The sequence below is a fragment of the Desulfosoma sp. genome (genome assembly GCF_052743555.1).
Map to the genome: position 1 here is coordinate 1 of NZ_JBRAHS010000027.1, position 18,113 is coordinate 18,113.

16 protein-coding genes are annotated in these 18,113 nt (G+C 54.8%); 4 read left to right on the top strand and 12 right to left on the bottom strand.

Annotated elements, in window-relative coordinates; translation table 11 throughout:
* Positions 1-245: 245 nt before the first annotated feature.
* Positions 246-578, bottom strand: coding sequence for a hypothetical protein (locus tag ACUVSA_RS13835; protein ID WP_445895254.1), 333 nt, complete (start codon positions 576-578; stop codon positions 246-248).
* A gap of 269 nt (positions 579-847) precedes the next feature.
* On the opposite strand from ACUVSA_RS13835, the gene ACUVSA_RS13840 reads away from it, so the two are divergent.
* From ACUVSA_RS13840 to ACUVSA_RS13855, 4 genes are all read left to right on the top strand, one after another.
* The gene (locus tag ACUVSA_RS13840; RefSeq protein WP_445895255.1) at positions 848-2,029 is read left to right on the top strand and encodes a DNA polymerase Y family protein; all 1,182 of its coding nucleotides are present in this window, start codon (positions 848-850) and stop codon (positions 2,027-2,029) included.
* 19 nt (positions 2,030-2,048) lie between these two features.
* Positions 2,049-5,114, top strand: coding sequence for a DNA polymerase III subunit alpha (locus ACUVSA_RS13845; protein WP_445895256.1), 3,066 nt, complete (start codon positions 2,049-2,051; stop codon positions 5,112-5,114).
* A gap of 291 nt (positions 5,115-5,405) precedes the next feature.
* Positions 5,406-7,868 carry a glycosyltransferase gene (locus ACUVSA_RS13850; protein WP_445895257.1) on the top strand — a complete coding sequence of 821 codons (2,463 nt, stop codon included), beginning with the start codon at positions 5,406-5,408 and terminating at the stop codon, positions 7,866-7,868.
* 324 nt (positions 7,869-8,192) lie between these two features.
* Positions 8,193-9,935, top strand: a complete 1,743-nt coding sequence (locus tag ACUVSA_RS13855) for a lysophospholipid acyltransferase family protein (protein ID WP_445895258.1) — start codon at positions 8,193-8,195, stop codon at positions 9,933-9,935.
* Between the two features lie 330 nt (positions 9,936-10,265).
* On the opposite strand, the gene ACUVSA_RS13860 is transcribed toward ACUVSA_RS13855, so the two are convergent.
* The 11 genes from ACUVSA_RS13860 to phnE all read right to left on the bottom strand — a co-directional run bounded on the left by ACUVSA_RS13860 (position 10,266) and on the right by phnE (position 18,107).
* Positions 10,266-10,448 carry a hypothetical protein gene (locus tag ACUVSA_RS13860; protein WP_445895259.1) on the bottom strand — a complete coding sequence of 61 codons (183 nt, stop codon included), beginning with the start codon at positions 10,446-10,448 and terminating at the stop codon, positions 10,266-10,268.
* A gap of 93 nt (positions 10,449-10,541) precedes the next feature.
* A complete protein-coding gene (locus tag ACUVSA_RS13865; protein ID WP_445892228.1) occupies positions 10,542-10,718 on the bottom strand; it encodes a hypothetical protein in 177 nt (58 codons plus the stop codon).
* 178 nt (positions 10,719-10,896) lie between these two features.
* A complete protein-coding gene (locus tag ACUVSA_RS13870; protein ID WP_445892229.1) occupies positions 10,897-11,373 on the bottom strand; it encodes an arsenate reductase ArsC in 477 nt (158 codons plus the stop codon).
* A 430-nt stretch (positions 11,374-11,803) separates the two neighbouring features.
* Positions 11,804-12,259 carry a TraR/DksA family transcriptional regulator gene (locus tag ACUVSA_RS13875; RefSeq protein ID WP_445895260.1) on the bottom strand — a complete coding sequence of 152 codons (456 nt, stop codon included), beginning with the start codon at positions 12,257-12,259 and terminating at the stop codon, positions 11,804-11,806.
* 36 nt (positions 12,260-12,295) lie between these two features.
* Positions 12,296-12,970: a phosphonate C-P lyase system protein PhnL gene (gene phnL / locus ACUVSA_RS13880; protein ID WP_445895277.1), complete on the bottom strand. Its 675-nt coding sequence runs from the start codon at positions 12,968-12,970 to the stop codon at positions 12,296-12,298.
* Between the two features lie 71 nt (positions 12,971-13,041).
* Positions 13,042-13,839, bottom strand: coding sequence for a phosphonate C-P lyase system protein PhnK (phnK, locus tag ACUVSA_RS13885; protein ID WP_445892232.1), 798 nt, complete (start codon positions 13,837-13,839; stop codon positions 13,042-13,044).
* 31 nt (positions 13,840-13,870) lie between these two features.
* Positions 13,871-14,797, bottom strand: a complete 927-nt coding sequence (locus ACUVSA_RS13890; RefSeq protein ID WP_445895261.1) for an alpha-D-ribose 1-methylphosphonate 5-phosphate C-P-lyase PhnJ — start codon at positions 14,795-14,797, stop codon at positions 13,871-13,873.
* Complete coding sequence (locus tag ACUVSA_RS13895; protein WP_445895262.1) at positions 14,794-15,873, bottom strand: carbon-phosphorus lyase complex subunit PhnI; 1,080 nt, start codon at positions 15,871-15,873, stop codon at positions 14,794-14,796. Before ACUVSA_RS13895 ends, ACUVSA_RS13890 begins: the two co-directional genes overlap by 4 nt.
* A complete protein-coding gene (gene phnH, locus ACUVSA_RS13900) occupies positions 15,858-16,502 on the bottom strand; it encodes a phosphonate C-P lyase system protein PhnH (protein WP_445895263.1) in 645 nt (214 codons plus the stop codon). The genes ACUVSA_RS13895 and phnH overlap by 16 nt, the downstream gene beginning before the upstream one ends.
* Positions 16,503-16,516: 14 nt before the next feature.
* Positions 16,517-16,987 carry a phosphonate C-P lyase system protein PhnG gene (gene phnG / locus ACUVSA_RS13905; protein ID WP_445895264.1) on the bottom strand — a complete coding sequence of 157 codons (471 nt, stop codon included), beginning with the start codon at positions 16,985-16,987 and terminating at the stop codon, positions 16,517-16,519.
* A gap of 10 nt (positions 16,988-16,997) precedes the next feature.
* Positions 16,998-18,107: a phosphonate ABC transporter, permease protein PhnE gene (phnE, locus tag ACUVSA_RS13910; RefSeq protein WP_445895265.1), complete on the bottom strand. Its 1,110-nt coding sequence runs from the start codon at positions 18,105-18,107 to the stop codon at positions 16,998-17,000.
* Positions 18,108-18,113 lie beyond the last annotated feature (6 nt).

Consider the following 18,113-nt stretch of genomic DNA (forward strand, 5'->3'; position numbering starts at 1 on the left):
GACATCGCGAAGCATGCCAATTGATATCATAAGTTGCAACCTTAATTCTTATCCACTTTTTAAGATTCTAGACCGAGAGGTGACAAGAAATGAGTTGATGACGGTTATTGTGTAGCAGGTGCGGTGAGGTGGGTCAAGCACAATGATGTCTCGATTTTGTGACAAGGTTCAGGCAGGTCTCGAGCAAAATGGGGCAAGTTATTGCGGTTTGTTGTTTTTGGCAAGCGTTGCGGGCCTGCGGCGGCTCATCCCCGGGCCTTAAAACACCTTTCACGTTTGAGCAGGGCCAGGACTTTGGAGATGACCAGTATCGTGCCCAAAATGCCGTCATCGCGGCCCAGCACGGTTCGAAAAAAGATCTCCAGGCTGTCCCTGGCGCAGTGGCAGAGGGTAGTTTGCAGCTCTTGGTCGTCTTTGCAATCAATGCGCAGTATGATGGGAATGCGGAAGAACCCATACGGCTTCTCACAATGCTCGTCATAGCCGGCCTTGAAGTCTTCATAGTGATGGTGCACTATCTTCCACAAGGTGGAATCGGTGGGCTCTCGGGGCTGGTAGACGGGTGCCGTTGCAGCCATCGCAAGTCCTCACTTGTCCAACCAAACTGTAATGCTCCTTCACACGGGAAGTGTCCCACTGGGCAAAGATGTCGTTGCACACAAAGCCTTCATGTTTTCCCCATGTCCCCCTTGACTTTCACTCTTTATTCACCTTAGCATTGGAGAGCCAGGGTGACCTGGAAGCTTATACGACGCCGACATTGCGAGAGCCTTACCCCTTGTCATTGTCGGTGATTGAGGAAAACACGGCAAAAGGCGTCGCGAAGAAAGCGCCGGGAGTGTGTCTTATGGAGCGGGCGGTGGTCCATCTTCATGTGCCCGATTTTTGTGCGGTGCTGGAAGAGTTGCGGGATCCATTGCGAGCCCGCCGACCTTTGGCTGTGGCCGATCCCGGAGCACGGGCTGTGGTGTTGGCGGTGAATGCTCTGGCGCGTCGGGAAGGCATTCGGGAAGGAGTGCCGTGGGCGGCGGCCGTGCGGCGTTGCCGGGCGCTGCAGGTGGTGCCCCCGGACCGATCTTTTTACCGGCACGTGCACGAAGCCGTCATTCACGACCTCATGGCCTTTTCTCCTGTGGTGGAAGGTGGCGCTTTGGGGCGCTATTTCGTGGATCTTTCCGGAACGCGGCGTCTGTGGGGGCCCGCCACGGATACGGCCTGTCGGCTGGAAGAAGCTGTGCTGCGTGGCCGCCGGTTGCCTTCTCGAGCAGGTCTTGCGACCAACAAGCTCGTCAGCCAGGTGGCCGCCGAATGCGTGGACGTGGGTGACGTGAGCCGCGTGTTTCCGGGCGGGGAACGCACCTTTCTTCAGGGCCTTCCTGTGGAAGTGCTTCCAGGTCTTGGGCCGAAGACGACGGATCGGCTCACGGATGTGAACATCCGCCACGTCGGCCAGTTGGCGGCTCTCGGTCCCGAAGTGCTCTTTCCCATTTTGGGGCATCAGGCTTCACGGCTTGTGCGCCTCGCCCGAGGCGAAGACCCGCTGCCGGTGGTGCCTTTTGAAAAAGACGTGGCTTTGCGATTGGTGCACGCGTTGGAGCGGGACACTGGGGATTGGCATGAAATCGACGCCGTCCTCTTGCAGCTGGCGGAAGAAGCCGGGTGGACGCTCAGGCGCCGAAACCGCATTCCGCGTCGAGTCCTTTTGGAAGTGCGCTACGCCGACGGCGTGGAGGTGCAAGGGACGCAAGAGATGAAGCCGCAGGCCCAGGTGCTGGATCGAGTCCTTTTTCAGACGGTTCGCGCCCTTGCGCGATGGGTGTGCCAAAGGCGGGTGGCGCTGCGCCGCATTGCCGTCACATGGAGCCGCTTTCAGTTGCCTTTGCAGCAACTGGTTTTGTTTCCCGAGACCCAAGGGTCGGAAGTTCGAGAACAGAGCCTTCAAACTGCTCTGGATACCGTGCGGAACCGCTACGGTCCTCAAGCCCTCGTCTGGGGAACGGCGCATTCCGTTCACAAAAGATCGCCGTGACGGGCAGCAATCATGGGCCATGTTGTGGGTGGTGCATACCTTTTATTCGTTCCTGCGAGGGGTGAGTTCCCCGGAAGCCTTGTGCCGGCGGGCGGTGGAGCGCGGGCACAAGGCCGTGTTGTGCGCCGATCGCAACGGCTTTTACGGCCTGGTGCGTTTTCTTGAGGCCGCTCGCCGTTACGGTGTGGCGCCGGTGGTGGGTGTGCACCTCGTTCATCAGGATCGGCACGTGGTGGCCATCGCCAAGGATGCCACGGGCTATGAAACGCTCTGCGCTCTAGTGACTCGGCTTCACATGGATGCCAGCTTTTCCCTGGAAAAGGACGGTGCCCAGGGTGGGGACCACGTGGCGATGGTCAGCGCCGATGAAAAATTTCTTCAGGCTGTTCGCAGTCATGTGGAGACCTACGCGGCGGTGCTTCCCGGCCCTGCGGGGCGCCGAACCTTACGGATGGCCAAGGCCATGGGACTGCCTGCAGTGGCCGTGCATCCCGTCTATTTTGCCGATCCTGAAGATTTTTCCCTGCATCGGCTGGCGCGGGCCATCGACACCAACACCACTTTGAGCACATTGGATCCTCGGGAACTGGCGTCTTCGGAGGCGTGGTTGAAACCTGTGAAGGCGGCCGCCCGCCATTTTCCCCACTGTCCTGAAGCCGTGGCCAATGCGGAGGACCTCATGCGCCGCTGTTTCACAGAATGGGGCCGTTTTGAAACGGTCTTTCCTTCTTATGGCAGCGGCCGTGCGGACCTTTTTGACGAGCTGGCTCGGCGTTGTCGAGAAGGCATCCAATGGCGCTATGGGCGTAGCTTTCCCGAACTGGAAAAGCGGCTTGCTGCCGAATTGGAACTCATTCACGCCAAAGGTTATGTGGATTACTTTCTGGTGGTGGCAGACATCGTGGGGCGTCGTCCCATTCATTGCGGCCGAGGCAGCGCGGCGGCGAGCGTGGTGAGTTACCTTTTGGGCATCACCCATGTGGATCCCCTGGAACACAAATTGGTTTTCGAACGCTTTCTCAACCCCCATCGTCAAGACCACCCGGATATCGATGTGGATTTTCCCTGGGACGAGCGGGACGCCCTTTTGGAGGAGGTGGAACGGCTCTACGGTTCCGAACGGTTTGCCATGGTGGCGAACCATGTTGGGTTTGGAGCGCGGGCGGCGGTGAGGGAAACGGCCAAGGTGTACGGGGTGCCCTCGGCGGACATTGGGGAAGTGACCCGACGCTTGAGCGGGTGGACTCGACCGGAGCGCATCCAGGAACGGATGCGGTCGCATCCCGCCTTTCACGGTTTTGCCCTGGACCCGCCGTGGCCGGAAATCCTTCGCCTTGCCGCTCGACTGGAAGGGCTGCCTCGACATGTGTCCGTGCATTGCGGAGGCATGGTGTTGGCTCCGGATCGCGTGGACCGCCGAGTGCCTGTGCAACGGGCCGCCAAGGGCGTGCGGATCATTCAGTGGGAAAAGGATCAGGCGGAAGCGGGGGGACTGGTCAAAATCGATCTTTTGGGGAACCGCTCCTTGAGCGTCATTCGGGACGCTCTGGACATGGTGGCGGAAAACACTGGCCGTCGGGTGGATTACGCCTCCCTGAATCCCTTACATGATCCAGAAACCCAAGCCCTGCTGGCTCGAGGCGACACCATGGGCGTCTTTTACGTGGAGTCGCCTGCCATGCGTCAACTCCAGCAAAAAACACGGCGTGGCGACTTTGAACATTTGGTCATTCATTCATCCATCATTCGGCCCGCCGCCAACCGCTACATTCAGGACTATATTGAACGCCTTCACGGCAAGCCCTATGAACCTCTTCATCCTGACCTCAAAGAGCTGCTGGAGGAGACCTACGGCATTTTGGTGTACCAGGAACATGTGGTCTTGTGCGCCATGGCCTTGGCCGGGTTTCAGTGGGCGGAAGCCGATGGGTTGCGTAAGGTGCTGAGCAAGAAAAGCCGCGAACAGATTGAGGATTATCGACGGCGTTTTGAAGAGGGTTGCCGGCGTCGTGGGGTGGATGAGGGGGTGGTGCAAAGCCTTTGGGAAATGTTCACGTCCTTTGCCGGTTATTCCTTTTGCAAGCCCCATTCGGCGTCTTACGCTCTGGTGAGCTTCAAATCGGCATGGCTCAAGGTGCACTATCCGGCCGAATTCATGGCGGCGGTGGTGGCCAATGGAGGGGGCTATTACACGAGCTATGCCTACATTTCGGAAGCGCGACGTATGGGGCTGAAGGTTTTGGGGCCCGATGTCAACGAAAGTCGATGGAAATGTTGGGGCAAGGACCGCACCATGCGATTAGGGCTGCAAATGCTTCAGGGTATTCGACGGGATACTGTGGAGCGGCTTTTGGAAGAACGAGCTCGAAACGGTCCCTTTGTGTCGCTGGAGGACTTGTTTCATCGAGTGGCTTTGAGCGTTTCGGATGCCGTGCTCCTTGCCAAGAGCGGCGCTCTGAATGCTCTGGCCGAGCCGTGGCATCGCGCCCAGCTCCTGTGGTGGATTCATGCTCGATGCGCGCCGGCACAACCGGCCTCAACCCTCAAGACTGCACAAATCTTCTCTCCAAATCCACAAGCGTCTCACAAACCTTTACCCCGAAGCGGGGTTGTGGGTTGTGCGGATCAACACCTTCCCATCGCCTTGTCGAAACCTCTGGCCCATGAAAGTGTCGTGGCGCCGAATCTGCCGGTCCCTGACGAGTCCGTTTTGTGGCGTCACGAGCGCGAGGCGCTGGGTTTTGTGCTTTCCGTGCATCCGCTGCGATGCCACGCAGGGGCATACCGCACAAGGCCCAGGCCGTGGATTTCGGCCCGAGAGCTGCCACGGCGGGTAGGCACGACGGTTTGGATCAAAGGATGGCCCATTACTCGAAAAGAGGTGGTCACTCGAGAAGGCAATCCCATGGCCTTTGTTTCCTTTGAAGACGAAACGGCCATTTATGAAACGGTTTTTTTTCCCGAAGCTTATCGCCGCTTTTGCCAGACTTTGGGCTGGGAAAGACCCTATGCTCTGCGAGGCCGTGTGGAAGAATCCTTCGGCGCCGTGAGCCTTTCCGTGTCACACCTGGAAGCGGTGGCCTAAGGGATAGGTTACGGTGCCCCGGCGTATCCAATGCGCCCTCAATGCTCCTCGAACGCTGTGAAACCGCTCGCCTTCTTTTATTGCATCAGCACCATTGCAACGTTCATTAAGGGCGCTTTGCCTTCCGCGCTCTGGGCTTTGCAAAGGCGGCGTGCCTCCAGTCTGGGCCACCCGTAGGCTCAGGGCTCTCTTGAGGCATGGTTTCATGAAAATGTCACGTGGATGACGTCTCACGGCCATCTTCCTATGAAAAGTTTCCTGCGATGAAAAAACCGAAAGGGAGGTGAGCCGATGAAAGCGGATTTGCATGTTCACTCAAAATTTTCTACCCGCCCGTCCCAATGGATTCTTCAAAAGATCGGTTGTCCGGAAAGCTTTACATCGCCGAAAGACATCTATCGCATCGCCCGCCGATTGGGCATGGATCTCGTCACCATCACCGACCACAACACCATTCAGGGGGTTTTAGAAATCGCCCATTTTCCCAATGTTCTCATCGGTGAAGAAATTACCACCTATTTTCCTGAAGATGGCTGCAAGGTGCACGTTTTGGCCTATGACCTTTCCGAAACGCAACACGAGGACATACAAAAGGTACGCGAAAACATTTACGATTTGGTCACCTACCTGAAAGACAACGGAATACTCCACGCGGTGGCTCATCCACTTTATAGCATTAACGGAAAACTCACCGTGGAGCACTTCGAAAAGATGCTCTTGTTATTTCGAGGCTTTGAACTCAACGGGGCCAGAAACGATTTACAGAATCGCCTCTTGCGTGCCCTTTTGGCCGGACTGGACAGGCAGCGTCTCATCAGCTTGGCCGACAGATGTGACGACGGTTTTATGCCCTTGGATTTCGGTCCGAAGTGGATCATCGGGGGATCGGACGACCACAGTTCCCTCAACATTGCCCGATACTGGACCTCGGTCCCCAACGCTCAGGACATTCGCGGTTTTTTAAAGGCCATCGCCGCCGGAGAGGCGGAGATCAAAGGAACGCCTTCCACACCCTTGACCATGGCTCATAATCTCTATGGCATTGCGTACCAATATTACAGAGACCGTTTCCAACTGACGAAGCATCTGCACAAGGATGTTCTCCTTCGATTTCTTGAAAGAATGCTCAACATTCATCAGCCATGTGTTTCACGATCTTGGTCGCATCGCGTTTACGATTTGGGGCGGTCAACGCGCTTGTGGCCCCGACATGAGGCGCAACAGAAAGATCTTCCTGTCATCAAGGCATTATGGAAGATGTCCCAGACGCTCGTGACGCAAGATGTTCGGCTTTTGGCTTTTGCCCAGGGAACTAAGGCCGTACGGGTGCGCGCTGCGGAAAAGGTGTGGCACCGTTTCATGGAAAAAACCTGTGATGCGTTGCTGGTGAGCCTATCCCGAAGCATCGCCCAACAGCTAAAGGATGCACATATGTTCAACATTTTCGAAACCTTGGGAGCCTCTGGGGCGCTGTATAGTCTAATGGCGCCCTATTTTGTGGCCTTCTCACATTTTACCAAGGATAAAGGGATGGTCAGGGAGGTTTCCCGTCGTTTTGGCGCGGGCGACGGAATGGGCGGGCCCGCCCAAGAGGTTTCTGTAGCTCACTTTTCCGATACCATTTTGGAAGTCAACGGAGTGGCTCGAACATTGATCCGTCAGCTTCGAGCGGCTCAACGTTTCGGCAAAAGGCTGGTTTTAGTCACTTGCGAGGAATCAAGGCCGGGATGCCACTCTGAGATCGTGAACTTCAAACCCATCGCCCATTACGCACTGCCGGAGTATCCTGAACTGTCGTTAAAAATTCCTCCTTTTCTCAAGATACTTCGGTATTGCTTTGAACAGGAATTCACGCAAATTCATTCCGCCACCCCTGGTCCTATGGGTCTTACGGCCCTGGCCGTGGCCCGCATCCTTTCTATTCCCATCGTGGCCACGTATCACACGGCTTTTCCCCAGTATGTGCAGCGGTTGACCGGTGACGAAGCTCTGGAATCCCTCACGTGGCGCTATATGATCTGGTATTACAACCAAATGGATCGCGTCTACGTCCCCTCCAAGGCCACTGCCCGTGAACTGGCAGGACATGGTGTGTCCACAGCAAAAATAAGAACCTACCCTCGAGGTGTGGATATTGAGCAGTGGTCTCCGAAGAAATATTCTTCAGATTTTCGCGCTCGGTGGTGCCTGGAAAACAAAGTGGCAGCGCTGTATGTCGGGCGCATCTCTAAAGAAAAGGATTTGGATGTGTTATGCCGTGCCTTTCGGCAACTGCACGAAAAAAACCCCGATACGGCCTTGGTCGTGGTGGGGGACGGGCCTTACAAAGAAGAAATGGAGCGGATGCTTTCCGATATGAAAGCTGTATTTACAGGATATCTATCGGAACAGCAATTGTGTGAAGCCTATGCGTCCTGCGATTTTCTGGTGTTTCCCAGCACGACGGACACCTTTGGGAATGTGGTCTTGGAAGCCCAAGCCTGTGGGCTGCCCGTGATTGTCAGCGACTGCGGAGGTCCCCAGGAGAACGTGATTCCAGGGCGCACGGGCTGGATCTTCAAAGGTCGAAGTGAGGCAAGCTTGCTGAAATATATGGAGATCATGTGCGCAGAGAAGGAAAAGCGGGTGCAGATGGGCAAAGAGGCAAGAAAACTAATGGAAGGACGCACGTTCGAAGCGGCTTTTCTGGCCATGTGGAACATGTACGGCGGGATAGAGGGGGAGGCGGAACAAGAATTTTTGCAAGCTGTCTAATGAACCTTCGATTCCATGGCCGAAGCCACTTCATTCAGTCTAAAGCATTTGCGAGCAAAAGTGCGGTCACACTTGGGCTCGACTATCCTTAGGTTCAGATGCCCGTCTATTTATGGCAGCGTATTCGATGCCATTGCCCCATCGGTCAAGCCATTCCTCTCTGCGAGGCTCCATGGGCAAGACGATGGCATACTGTAGAATTGGGTGAAAAGAGCGCGAAGAAGAGAGGTCAATATGGGGAGGGTGGATTCGGAATTTCGCCTGCTTTCAGCACGCCGCGGAATGTGGCGGCCGGTGATGCATTGCATCGAGAAAGTGAGCGCTATGGATAAATTACAGCGCACCTATCAAGACTTGCCTCCGGTGTCGGACCCTCAGACCTTCGTCAAGAACGCCCTGGATGCTCTTAGCATTCGCTTGGTCGTTCGTGGCTGTCCGGAAACGATACCCCAAAGAGGACCACTGCTGGTGGTGGCCAATCATCCCTTTGGAGGGATTGAGGGCCTGGTGGCCGCCCAGATGGTGCTCGCTGTGCGATCCGACGTCAAAATCATGGCCAATGCTTTCTTATCACGCATTCCGGAAATGGCACCGCTTCTCTTTGGCGTGGATCCGTTTAGAGCCAGACGATCCATAGACCGCAACATCGGTCCTTTACGCATGTGCTTTCGATGGCTCAAAGGGGGCGGCGTTTTGATCATGTTCCCTTCAGGCACCGTTTCCCACTTTCATTTACGCAAACGCGCCGTCGTGGATCCTTCATGGAGCGAGACGCTCGGGCGGCTTGTGCTTCGCAGTCGATGTGCTGTTGTGCCGATGCATTTTGAGGGGGCCAACAGTCTCTGGTTCCATTTGTTAGGCCTCATGCATCCCCGGCTGAGAACTCTTCTTTTACCCAGGGAGATGCACGGCAAGTGCGGGCGAACGATTCCGGTAACCGTAGGGCGTACCATATATTTTGATGAACTTGCCGGCATTGGATCTGCCGCTGGAATGACCGAGTATCTGAGAGCTCAGACCTATGCTCTTGGTATCTCTCACGGGAAAGTTTTTTCAAAAAACGGCGTGCCCCAAAAGTGGCTGCCCTTGGGCAATGGACGTCGACGTCCGCCAAGGGACGTGGCGCCAGGGATGCCTGCTCAGCTTCTTCTGGAGGAAATCGAAAAATTGCCTTCGGCACAGTGTTTGGTGAGCTCCGGGTGCCAGCGAGTGTATTGGGCCTCAGCCACCCAGATTCCTCATGTTCTTCAGGAAATTGGTCGGCTTCGTGAAATTGCCTTTCGAGTTGTAGGCGAAGGCAGCGGTCTGGCGGTGGACCTGGATCGTTTTGATCTTTACTACCACCATCTTTTTCTTTGGCACGAAGAAAGGCGGGAGATCATCGGAGCCTACCGCATTGGGCGCGGAGATGAGATCCTGAAACGCATGGGCTTAAAAGGTTTTTACACGTCCACACTGTTTCGGTACGGTCCAGGTATGATGCCGCTGCTTGAGCGAACCTTGGAGCTGGGTCGTTCTTTCGTTCGGCCGGAGCATCAGAAAGCCTACGCGCCCTTGTGGCTTTTATGGAGAGGAATCGCGCGTTATGTGGCCTTGCACGTGAAGTATCGGTACCTCTTGGGGCCTGTGAGCATCAGTGAGTCCTACCATGTGATCAGCCGCCATCTCATGGTCATGTTTCTTCGTCACCACTATTTTTGCACACAATGGAGCCGTTGGGTCGAGCCCCGTCGCCCCCCGCGGCTAATGTCCGCCATGCCGTGGAATGTGAGAGTTTTATGCCGCGATCTTGCCGATGTGGACCTTGTTTCAGAACTGGTGGCCACCATCGAAAAGTCTGAACGTTCGGTGCCTGTCCTTCTTCGTCAATATCTCAAAGTTGGTGGAAAGGTTTTAGGTTTTAATGTCGACAAGAATTTTTCGCACGTTTTGGACGCCCTGCTGTGTGTCGACCTGGCCGCCGCTGATTTAAGGTTCTTAAAAAAAGCGATGGGAGGCGACGCAGCTCTTGATTTTTTAGCCTATCATCAGGGGCGGAACGCCGAAAAGCTTTTACTGAGCGCCTAGTTCCTTAATGACCACATGGTTTGGTGATCCGTGTCGCTGCGGGTGAGTACGTCGGCCCTTTCATGGAAGAAACGCAGGGTAAAGACCTGAAACCGGCTTCACCGTTACCGGCTTGTTCACGAGAACAGATCTGGTCTTTTAGGGCTTCCGAGAGGTGAGGTGCCCCCTCGGCACAACCACACCTTCTCGCGAAGCGTGCACCCCGAGCCCAATCGATGATTTTAGGCAACATGAACTGCAAAGATTTTATATTCAGGGACTTTGTCTCAAAAAAACCCGTTTGTTGAATTGCCTTGGCGCTTGCGCCGCGCTACTCACCAGGGATCTTTCTCAGGCCTCTTTTTTCTGAAAATCCCCCGCGTATCTTCCCACGGTGGCGTCGTCCACGCAGCTTTCAAGAAGTTCAGCGTCCAGATCCGCTGGGTTTTTCAAGGCCTCCATGGGGCAGTAAAATTCATTTCCCGCACGGTCCTGCACCCGAACCAATCTTTGACCTCTCACCAATTCAGCCATAGAATATCCTCCATCACCATCAAAAGATTCAGGCCCACAGATCATGTGGGCCCAACGATCACGCACTGTCATCAGCGAACAAGGTGCGAAAAACTAGCCGCCAGCATAAGGCTGAGGCTTGGTGGCGTCGTCGACACAATCTTTCAGCTCTTCTGGACGCATTTCCGAAGGCTTCTTTAAGACATCCACAGGACAGACAAACTCATTCCCCGCCTTGTCCTTGACCCATACAAACTGCTGACGCTTGCTCGGTGCACTGACATCGCTCATGGTCTGACCTCCGTTTGTTTGTGAAAACCTAAAAAATCTTTATATAAGTAGATGGCAAAACTTCATTCCCCTTTGTCAAGGCGTCCGCAAAAGAATTGAGATCCGCCTCAAGGGATTGGAGTGAACGGCCTTGACGGTGTGAACTGTTACTATAAAGCGTGTCCCCTTTATCACGGCATTATGGTCGATCTGGATCTGAATTTTCCACAGTTTGTGGGTCACCTGCGCCGTCGTCCTTTAAGGTGGAGAGCCAGCTGAGAATTTTGCGTCGAATGGCATCACGAATGGAACGAACGTACGCCATTTTTTCATCTGGTGAGCCTTCCGCCTTGGACGGGTCGGGAAAAGGCCAGTGGTCTCTTATGGCAATACCGGGAAAAATGGGACAGGCCTTTTCGTCCGCGTCGTCACAGACGGTAATGATGACATCATAACGGTGGCCTTGACGAAAAAGATCGAACACGCTTTGCGGCCGATGATGGCTGACGTCCATGCCTTCCTCGGCCATCACCTGGACCACAGTGGCAAGGACCGGGCGGGGTTCCAATCCGGCGCTTTCTGCTTCGACTTTTCCATGCCCAAGGTTATTGGCAAAGGCCTGCGCCATGACGCTTCGACCGCTGTTGTGGACGCAAATAAAAAGCACCTTTTTCACAGTTTCGTATTCCTCTTTGACGCTCGATTCTTGGAAGTCATCATGGTCAAGCGCCCTGATTTTCCAGTGCCTGAAGTCCAAAATGCCATTGTTGTCGTGGTGCATGTGATACCGGAAGGTTTTTGGGGGACGTTTAAGGCGTTCAAAAGATCGATGATAAGGTCGGTCTTAGGCTGGTTCATAGGGAAGAGCTTGATTTTGGCACATATCATAACGCCAAGCAGAAGGAGCTCACCCCAGAGAAGCGCAAGTTCTTGCATTTTCTTCTCCCAAAAGTGACATCGTTCGATCTGGCCTCCCTCTGTTCCATAACGGTTCCAAAGTGACAATGTGATGGCAAAAGCGTGTCAATTCTGTGCGCGCTCTGTGGGTCCACTGAACCCAATGAAAAAGGATTCTCCAAAACAGAGCTCACAATCCCGGCGAATCCTTAAGCGATGCCGCACTCCGGGTAGCGCCACTGGGCCGATACAGTCGTCTCGACCGCGGGAGCGACCTCGACGAAACCCCGTGCAGAGGTTTTTCTTTCGGTGCCTTTGCGCCTTTCCTCGTTCCTCTGGCAGTCGATGCAAAGTCGGGCGGTGGGTTGCACTTCCAGCCGCTCTGTTTGAATCGAATCCCCGCAGCGTTCACAGATTCCGTACTCGCCATCTTGAAGCCGCTTTAAAGCGCTTTGAATTTCCCAGTAAAGCTGGACGTATCGGTTACGAAGAAGATGCAGCGCTTCCCTTTGGCGTTCCAGTACGGCCACATCGCCTTCATCCATGGGCTCTCCATGGCGCTCTTGGTCTTCAGTAGGGTCGCCCAAGGCTTGCATGGACTCCATTAAGGTGTTTCGAGCGGAACGCAGCAAAGTTTCAAATCGCTTCCTTGTGAACGGATCCATTTCTCTTCTCCTTAAAGGTGCTGAGTTCTGGTGCGGTCAATTCCCCAGTGTGACCGTGCGGTCTGAAGCCTGGCGGCGAACGAGCGCATCGTGATAGACACCGAGAATGGCTGCCCCCCTTTTTTGTGCGTCTCGAATCAACGTAATTACAGCGCGCCGATTGTTCGGGTCCAAAGAAGCGGTGGGCTCATCGAGCAGCAGAATGGAGTAATTGCAGACAAAAACCCGGGCAATGTTGACTCTCTGCTGTTCCCCGCCGGAAAAGGTGGTTGGAGAGAGCCCCCAAAGTTTTGAAGGAATCGCAAGGCGGTCAAGGATCGTTTCGGCTCTGGTCCGAGCTTCTTCCTGTTCCACGCCTTGAAGCAAAAGAGGCTCCATGACCACGTCGAGCGTGGATGTTCTTGGAATGACGCGAAGAAATTGGCTCACATACCCTATGGTGTTTTGGCGCAGTTGCAAAATGGTCTGCGGGGAGATTCTTGTGACATCATAAATCTGGGCGCCGCAGCGAACGAGAATTCGTCCCTGCGAGGTTTTGTAATTTCCATAAACCATCCGCAAAAGAGAACTTTTTCCGATGCCCGAGGGACCGACAAGCGCGACACTTTCGCCCTTACCGACCTCTAAGCTCAGGTTGTTGAGAACAGAAAAATGAGCCCCCCCTTGGACGTGAAGAGTGAAAGACTTGCTTACCGATTCGACGCGAATCATCCACGGTTGGTGCATGGACCGTTCTCCTGGCGTACAATGAAAAGAATTTTTTTGTAACGAGACGCTGAGCTTTAGCCCGCTAATCGCGAGGCAACCAACAACTGGGTGTACGGATGTTGTGGGTCATCGAGCACCTGGTCCATCAAGCCCTGCTCCACCACTCGTCCCTGCAGCATGACCATGACGCGGTGAGCTAAAAGGCGCGCCACGGCCAGGTCATGGGTGACCAGAACCACAGCCAGATGAAACTGCCGAACCAATCGACGGATTAAATCCAGCAGCCGCGCCTGAACGGAAACGTCGAGACCCGAGGTGGGTTCGTCCATGAAGAGGATGTGAGGGCGCGAAGCGAGGTTCTTGGCGATCTGCAGCCGCTGCAGCATACCTCCGGAATAGGTAGAGGGAAGGTCATCCATGCGCTGCGGATCAAGCTCCACACTGTCGATCCAAAAGCGAGCCGTTTGGCGCAAACGACGATAATGGCGCTCCCCCTCGGCAAGAAGCCTTTCGCAGATATTGGCTCCAGCACTTACACCCATGCGCAAGCCTTCTTCAGGCCGCTGAAAAACTAGGCCGATGCTGGTGCGCAGTAGGCGACGGCGCAGCGACGCCTCAATATGATAAAGGTCCAGCAACTGGTTGCCATGACGAAAAAGCACGTGCCCTTGGCTGGGGGGCAGCATACCGGCGAGGCATCGGACCAAAGTGGTCTTGCCGGATCCGGACTCGCCCACCACGGCCATCACCTCGCCGGCCATGACGTCCAGGTGCACATCAAGGCATCCAATATGTCGACCGTAAGAGACGCAGACACCGCGAGCGCGAAGCAGGGGTTCCATTTCCCGATGATTTTTTGCACTGGTGATCATGGAAGACCTCATGAGCCTGCCTGGAGGACAGTCAAAAACGGTTATTGGACATCAGTGAGTCGCGCCTTTTGCGGCATGCATCGGTGTCGGAACAGACAAAAATCCGATCACCTGCATCATTGATAATGATTTCGTCCAAGTAATGGGCAGTGGCCCCGCATAGACTGCAACTGTGCTTCCATTTTTCGACGGTAAAGGGAATATCTTCAAAGTCCAGCGGACGAACGTCGGTGTACGGTGGTACGGCATAGATCCGTTTTTCGCGTCCTGCTCCGAAAAGTTGCAGCGCAGGCATACGATGCATTTTCGGCACATCAAACTTTGGAATCGGGGAAGGGCTCATGACGTATCGCCCATGCACCAACACGGGATAGTCAAAGGCCACGCCGATACGGCCTGAGCGGACCACGTCTTCGTAAAGCTTGATGTACATGAGCCCGTAGTCGGCTAAAGCGTGCAGACTCCGGCAAATGACTTCGTGGGGCTCGATGAAGCGCAGAGGCTCAGGAATAGGGACTTGATACACAAGGATTTGCCCCTCCTGCAGCGGCACTTCGGGTATTCGGTGTCGCGTCTGAATGACCGTTGCTTTTTCCGTGACCGTTGTGGTGGCGATTCCGGCTGTTTTTTGAAAGAATTGTCGGATGCTAACGGCATTCGTCGTATCATCGGCTCCTTGATCGATCACCTTGAGAACGTCCTGAGGGCCGATGAGGGATGCGGTGATTTGGATACCCCCGGTTCCCCAACCGTAGGGCAGCGGCATTTCTCGGCTGCCGAAAGGAATCTGGTGACCGGGAATGGCCACGGCTTTGAGGAGCGTTCGGCGGATTCGTCGTTTGGTGTTCTCGTCAAGAAAGGCGAAATTATAGCCAACTAAACCTGAACAGGACTTTTTCTTGGTTTTGTGCTGTGTGGAATGTTCAACGGGTAGAGCGGCACCTGGTGGAAGAGTCATGACTTTTGCCTTTCCTCAGATGATCGCACATGACAGAGTTCCGCCTGAAAATCGACGTAATGGGGGAGCTTCAAATGCTGGACAAAACCCGAGGCTTCCACATTGTCGCTGTGCCGAAGAATAAATTCTTGATCCTGGGCTGGATAGCGGACCTCCTCGCCCAATTCGGCCGATCGCAAGGCCCGATCCACAAGGGCCATCGCCATGGCCTTTCTTTCGTTGTTACCGAAAACCAAACCAAAGCCCTGCACAAAACCTGCAGGACTTCCGTCGGTGGGTTCGAATCGCGACAACATGACACATTCCGTAACGCACATGGACCCTACACGAACCGAAAAACCCAGTTCAGGTACGTGAATCTCGAGAGGGACGGACCCCATGCGGATTTCTCCCACGAAGGGATGGCCACGAAAACCAAAACCTCTCTGAGCCGAGTAAGCGCAGCCCACAAGGAACCCTTCGTCGGCTCGGGCCAGATTTTGAAGCCGAGCGCTGCGTGGCGCGGGAATTTCCATGGGACTCAAGGTGATGTCATGGGGGGCTTGAGTGGTGTTCATCGGTTCGGCCAAAAGATGGCTTGCCGCAAATATGTCCGTGACACGGGGTGCGTGAAGGGATTGGGGTTGCGTTTTGTCCACGAGATAAACGACGTTTTCTGGTACTGTTTTCGATTCCAGAAGCGCAAAGTCCAAAAGTCGATGTGTATAGTCATAGGTGGGCCCGAGAATCTGACCTCCCGGCAGGTCCTTGAAAGCGGAAGAAATTCGACGAAGCAAGCGCATGTTCCGCGTATCCAGGGGTTCGGACACACCCAAGCGAGGGAGTGTTGTGCGGTAGACACGGAGCAAAAAAGCCGCTTCCACTAGGTCTCCTTGAGCCTGCTTGACGGCGAGAGCGGCCAACGCTCGATCATACAAAGCTCCTTCGGCCATGACTCGGTCCACAGCCAGACCTAACTGCTCTTGAATCTGTCGAACCTCCAGTTCCGGGACGCGCGTGTCGCCACGTCTTTTTTCGGAAAGAAATCGGTGTGCATTGGCGATGGCTTTTTCACCGCCCTTTACGGCGACGTACATGAGATTCCTTTCGTGCCGATGACCCTCACGGAACGCGGAATGGCCGTCAGAAACCGCCCGCACGTGAGGAAAAGATCGATGCCACGAGGATAAAGCGATTCCGTATCTTTTCTCCATGACCAGAAGTCAGGCAGACACCCCGATGCACGAATGGCGGTCTGTTCAAAAATGCCCGGTCCAGACAACAGAAGGACGCCATCATCATAAGGATCTTGGGGAGAAGCCAAACAGGACAGTTGAGCGATGACGGTGGCTCCCAACTCCGGTTGATCTTCAGTGCCCATTTGGAAACGACAAAGTGTGGTCCATGCCTGAGGTTGGGTCAAAAGAACCATGTCCGCATCAAGGGTATCCTGCACGGTCACGGTGTGGCATAGAGTGTTCAGGGCCAAAGCGACCATGTGGTCTTGAGGCAGGTCGCAATAAAATTTGACAGACGCGTCACACAGTGTCAGCAGTGTTGCCCAGGCAGCCACATGGACGCCTTGCGGAGCCTGAGAGGGTTTCTCCAAGGTGACGATCCGCCCTGGATAAGCCATAGCGTAAAGAATCTTTCGAAAGTTTTCCTGGGAATTTAAAACGGGATTCTCAAAGCCCATGCCAGCCCACATCGTATTGACGCGAAGCACGGCACAACTCCTCTCTATTCGCCGCGCACCATGGTGAAGAACTCCACACGGGTCGATGCGGCTCGAGCAGCTTCGAGGCGTTCGGCCTCCTGTCGACGACTATCGAGAGGGCGGATGATGGACGCCATGAGGTGTCCTCGCTTGGAGGGGTCCTGAAGCATGGCATCCAGGACTGCGGCGATCTCCGCATGGCGAGGACGTCTCCCTAAAATAAAGGCAGCGCCGATCCCTTGACCGTCGAAGGTGACGAAACACTTGGTGACTGTGGCTTCCCCGAGATAGAATAAACCTGACATTGTGCCTATTCGGGCTTGGACCATAATGAGTCCTGTTTCCGGGCCATGCAGGACGGTGTACGACGGCTTGTCCTGCAGGCGGTCCCAGAGGGCTTCAAGATCATCGGTCTCGGCCTCTGCCAGAACGGACATCCATTGACGACGCTCTTCGTCGTTCCACAATGCGTCGGCTGCGATTCTGTTTTTCATGGGGTTCTGCCTAAATGAACCGATGTCGAACTTTGCCGCACAACGTGTCGATGATGGTAACGGCAAGAATCACCAAGGCCATCATAGTGGCCACATCGCGGTATTGATAGCTGTTCAACTTGTCAAACATGAGAAAACCGATCCCGCCGGCACCGCAAAAACCAAGTATGGTGGCGCTGCGCACATTGGATTCAAATCGCAACAGGCTGTAGCTGATCACCTGCGGCATGACCTGAGGGAGCACGGAAAAAGACAAGACTTGCAAGGGCCCGGCCCCGGTTGCGGTGATGGCTTCCACTTGGCCCGGATCGATAGCTTCAATGGCTTCGCTGAAGACCTTACCCAAAATGCCAAAAGTGTGAATGGCCAAAGCCATGACACCAGCAAAAGGGCCAAGACCGATAACGGCCACAAAAACCAACGCCATGACAAACTCGTTAAAACCTCGACAAAAGTCTAAGAGTCGCCGAGTGATGAAATAAGCCGCCGCACGAAGACCACGGTAAAAGACCTCGTCTCCTGGAAAAAGAATACCGAGACCGTTTCGAGCTGCGAGAAAGGAGGCGGGTAGTGCCCACAGGACGGCGAGAAGACTTCCCCATATGGCGATAGCCAATGATTCCAGAAGAGCCACTAGGTAGGTAGTCACGCTGGAGAGGCTGGTCTGCGGCGGGAAAAAGCCTCCGCGTTTTTCGTCCAAAAGGCGATGAAATTCCTTGTCGATCATAGCCTGCCGCTCGTTTGCCGGCATGGCGGCCAGTCGCTCGGCGGCAAGGCTTTTCGCCTCTTTCGTCAGAGAGGCTGTGTCCGCGGAAGTATTGGTCGAACCTGGGTGTTTTTTCAGTTCGTGCACAATGTTTTGCGTCAGCACGACTTCAACCATTCGTTCCGCCATTGCCTGCGCTTCCTGAATCTCTTGGTCAGTAAGCTTACGGCCGAAGAGGTAGGTCCACGCGTGGTGGCGTTTTTCCCAAAGTTTTATGGGCTGGATTCCGGTCCAAACGTAGGTGACCCCGAGGATGCCCAAAACGATGGCCACAGTGAAAGCGCGCTGGGCTTTCTTCCACGCATGGAACAGGCGAAATCCGGAACACGAAGCCGTATTGGTCACCAAGTCCATAAAGTG

Coding starts and splice junctions, on each gene's coding strand:
- ACUVSA_RS13895 (WP_445895262.1), bottom strand. CDS start 15,873: ATGTACGTCGCCGTAAAGGGCGGTGAAAAAGCCATCGCCAATGCACAC.
- phnE (WP_445895265.1), bottom strand. CDS start 18,107: ATGGACTTGGTGACCAATACGGCTTCGTGTTCCGGATTTCGCCTGTTC.
- ACUVSA_RS13840 (WP_445895255.1), top strand. CDS start 848: ATGGAGCGGGCGGTGGTCCATCTTCATGTGCCCGATTTTTGTGCGGTG.
- ACUVSA_RS13890 (WP_445895261.1), bottom strand. CDS start 14,797: ATGACTCTTCCACCAGGTGCCGCTCTACCCGTTGAACATTCCACACAG.
- ACUVSA_RS13865 (WP_445892228.1), bottom strand. CDS start 10,718: ATGAGCGATGTCAGTGCACCGAGCAAGCGTCAGCAGTTTGTATGGGTC.
- ACUVSA_RS13855 (WP_445895258.1), top strand. CDS start 8,193: ATGGATAAATTACAGCGCACCTATCAAGACTTGCCTCCGGTGTCGGAC.
- phnL (WP_445895277.1), bottom strand. CDS start 12,970: ATGATTCGCGTCGAATCGGTAAGCAAGTCTTTCACTCTTCACGTCCAA.
- ACUVSA_RS13860 (WP_445895259.1), bottom strand. CDS start 10,448: ATGGCTGAATTGGTGAGAGGTCAAAGATTGGTTCGGGTGCAGGACCGT.
- phnG (WP_445895264.1), bottom strand. CDS start 16,987: ATGAAAAACAGAATCGCAGCCGACGCATTGTGGAACGACGAAGAGCGT.
- ACUVSA_RS13875 (WP_445895260.1), bottom strand. CDS start 12,259: ATGGATCCGTTCACAAGGAAGCGATTTGAAACTTTGCTGCGTTCCGCT.
- ACUVSA_RS13835 (WP_445895254.1), bottom strand. CDS start 578: ATGGCTGCAACGGCACCCGTCTACCAGCCCCGAGAGCCCACCGATTCC.
- phnK (WP_445892232.1), bottom strand. CDS start 13,839: ATGATCACCAGTGCAAAAAATCATCGGGAAATGGAACCCCTGCTTCGC.
- ACUVSA_RS13850 (WP_445895257.1), top strand. CDS start 5,406: ATGAAAGCGGATTTGCATGTTCACTCAAAATTTTCTACCCGCCCGTCC.
- ACUVSA_RS13845 (WP_445895256.1), top strand. CDS start 2,049: ATGTTGTGGGTGGTGCATACCTTTTATTCGTTCCTGCGAGGGGTGAGT.